Origin of the sequence: Cupriavidus sp. WS, assembly GCF_000395345.1 — a bacterium.
In the GTDB taxonomy this organism is placed as follows: Bacteria; Pseudomonadota; Gammaproteobacteria; order Burkholderiales; family Burkholderiaceae; genus Cupriavidus; species Cupriavidus basilensis_B.
Map to the genome: position 1 here is coordinate 1 of NZ_AQPL01000636.1, position 2,068 is coordinate 2,068.

Genomic DNA, 2,068 nt, shown 5'->3' on the forward strand with positions numbered 1-2,068 from the left:
CGGCGCAAGCCGGCCGCCGGCGCCGCCGCGGCCGCCACCGAGACCCGCGCGAGCGGCGCCGCCAGCGATGCCGCCGCCGAACCCGCGCGGTAACGTCACAGACGCCATAGCCGCCGCATCCTCCCTATCCGGCAGGCGGGCCGCGGCCCGTCCCCAATGTTTCCCCGACCCACGGAGTCAAGCATGATTTTTTCGCGTCGCCTCGTCCTTGCCGGCCTGTTCGCCGGCGCCCTGGCGCTGTCGCCGCTGGCCTCGCAGGCACAGCAGACCAGGACCGAACGGGTGCAGTTCGTCACCAGCGCGGGCAAGTTCACGATCGAGGTCTACCCCGATGCCGCGCCCAAGACCGTGGCGAACTTCCTCGAGTACGTCAAGAGCGGCTTCTACAGCGGCACCATCTTCCACCGCGTCATCAACGGCTTCATGGTGCAGGGCGGCGGCTTCGACCGCGACATGAAGCAGAAGGCCACGCGCGCGCCGATCCCGCTGGAAGCGCAGAACGGGCTGAAGAACAAGGCCGGCACGGTGGCGATGGCGCGCACCAGCGATCCCAACTCGGCCACCGCACAGTTCTTCGTCAATGTGGTGGATAATTCCAACCTCGACTATCCGCAGCCGGACGGCAACGGCTATGCCGTGTTCGGCAAGGTGGTGGAAGGCATGGATACCGTCGACAAGATCAAGAGCGCGCCTACCACGTCATATGGCCCGATGCACAACGTGCCGGCCGCGCCGATCGTCATCGAGTCGGCCACGGTCGTCAAGTAAGGCTGCACGGCCGCCCCGCCCCGTCGTCACGCCGGGCAACAGCCAGGCAATCACCGAACAGAGGAAAGCAACATGTCCAAGGTAGAACTCCACACCAACCAGGGTGTCATCACCATCGAGCTCGACGCCGAGAAGGCGCCGAAGTCGGTCGAGAATTTCCTGTCCTACGTGCGCAAGGGCCACTACGACAACACGATTTTCCACCGCGTCATCAAGAACTTCATGATCCAGGGCGGCGGCTTCGAGCCCGGCATGAAGCAAAAGGGCACCGACGCCCCGATCGAGAACGAAGCCGGCAACGGCCTCAAGAACGACCGCTACACGGTGGCGATGGCGCGCACCAACGCGCCCCACTCGGCCACCGCGCAGTTCTTCATCAACACGGTCGACAACGACTTCCTCAACTTCACCTCGCCGACCCCGCAGGGCTTCGGCTACGCCGTGTTCGGCAAGGTGAGCGAAGGCGCCGACGTGGTCGAGAAGATCAAGGGCGTGCGCACCGGCAGCGCCGGCTTCCACCAGGACGTGCCGCTCGAGGACGTGGTCATCGAAAAGGCCGTGGTGGTCGAGTAAATCCGCGGCGCAGCCCGGCGGTCCGTGCCGCCGGGTGGCGCCGGGTCGCGGCATGATGTCGGGCCAGAACTTCTTTTCCTCCCCATGACCATGCCCCCCTCCACGCCGGCTGCCGGCGCCCTCGCGGTGCCGGAGCCGGCGTGGTTCATTTCCGACCTGCACCTCACGCCCGCGATGCCGCGCACGCTGGCGTCGTTCGAGCGCGTGCTCGAGCGCGCCGCCGTGCAGGCGCGCGCGCTGTTCATCCTCGGCGACTTCTTCGAATTCTGGGTGGGCGACGAGGAGACCGACAGCCCGTTCGCCGCGCAGATCGCGGCCCGGCTGCGCGAACTGGCCCGCTACGGCGTGCAGGTGTACCTGATGCACGGCAACCGCGATTTCCTGCTGGGCGAGCGCTTCGCGCGCGCCGCCGGGGCCACGCTGCTGCCCGACCCGACCGTGATCGACTGCGCCGGGCAGCGCGTGGCGCTGAGCCACGGCGACATGCTGTGCACCGGCGACGCGCGCTACATGCGCTTTCGCCGCTGGACCCGCAAGGGCTGGGTGCAGCGCGCGTTCCTGGCGCTGCCGCTGGCGCTGCGCCTGCGCGTGGCGCGCCGGCTGCGCGCCGACAGCGAAGCCGGCCGCGCCCGGCAGGCGCGCCGCGACGCGCCGCCCGCCTACGGCGACACCGCGCCGCAGGCGGTGGCCGCGCTGCTGCGCGCCAGCCGCGCGCCGGTGCTGGTGC

Annotated in this window: 3 protein-coding genes; all 3 read left to right on the forward strand. The window is 69.1% G+C overall.

What is annotated here, in order from left to right; all coding sequences use genetic code 11:
- The first annotated feature begins 183 nt into the window (after positions 1-183).
- Entirely contained in the window at positions 184-768 is a 585-nt protein-coding gene (locus tag K206_RS0136000; RefSeq protein WP_020207076.1) for a peptidylprolyl isomerase, read from the forward strand.
- A gap of 72 nt (positions 769-840) precedes the next feature.
- Complete coding sequence (locus tag K206_RS0136005) at positions 841-1,341, forward strand: peptidylprolyl isomerase (protein WP_020207077.1); 501 nt, start codon at positions 841-843, stop codon at positions 1,339-1,341.
- A gap of 84 nt (positions 1,342-1,425) precedes the next feature.
- Positions 1,426-2,068, forward strand: a 643-nt coding sequence (locus K206_RS40450) for a UDP-2,3-diacylglucosamine diphosphatase (RefSeq protein WP_020207078.1), incomplete at its 3' end; no start/stop codon positions are given.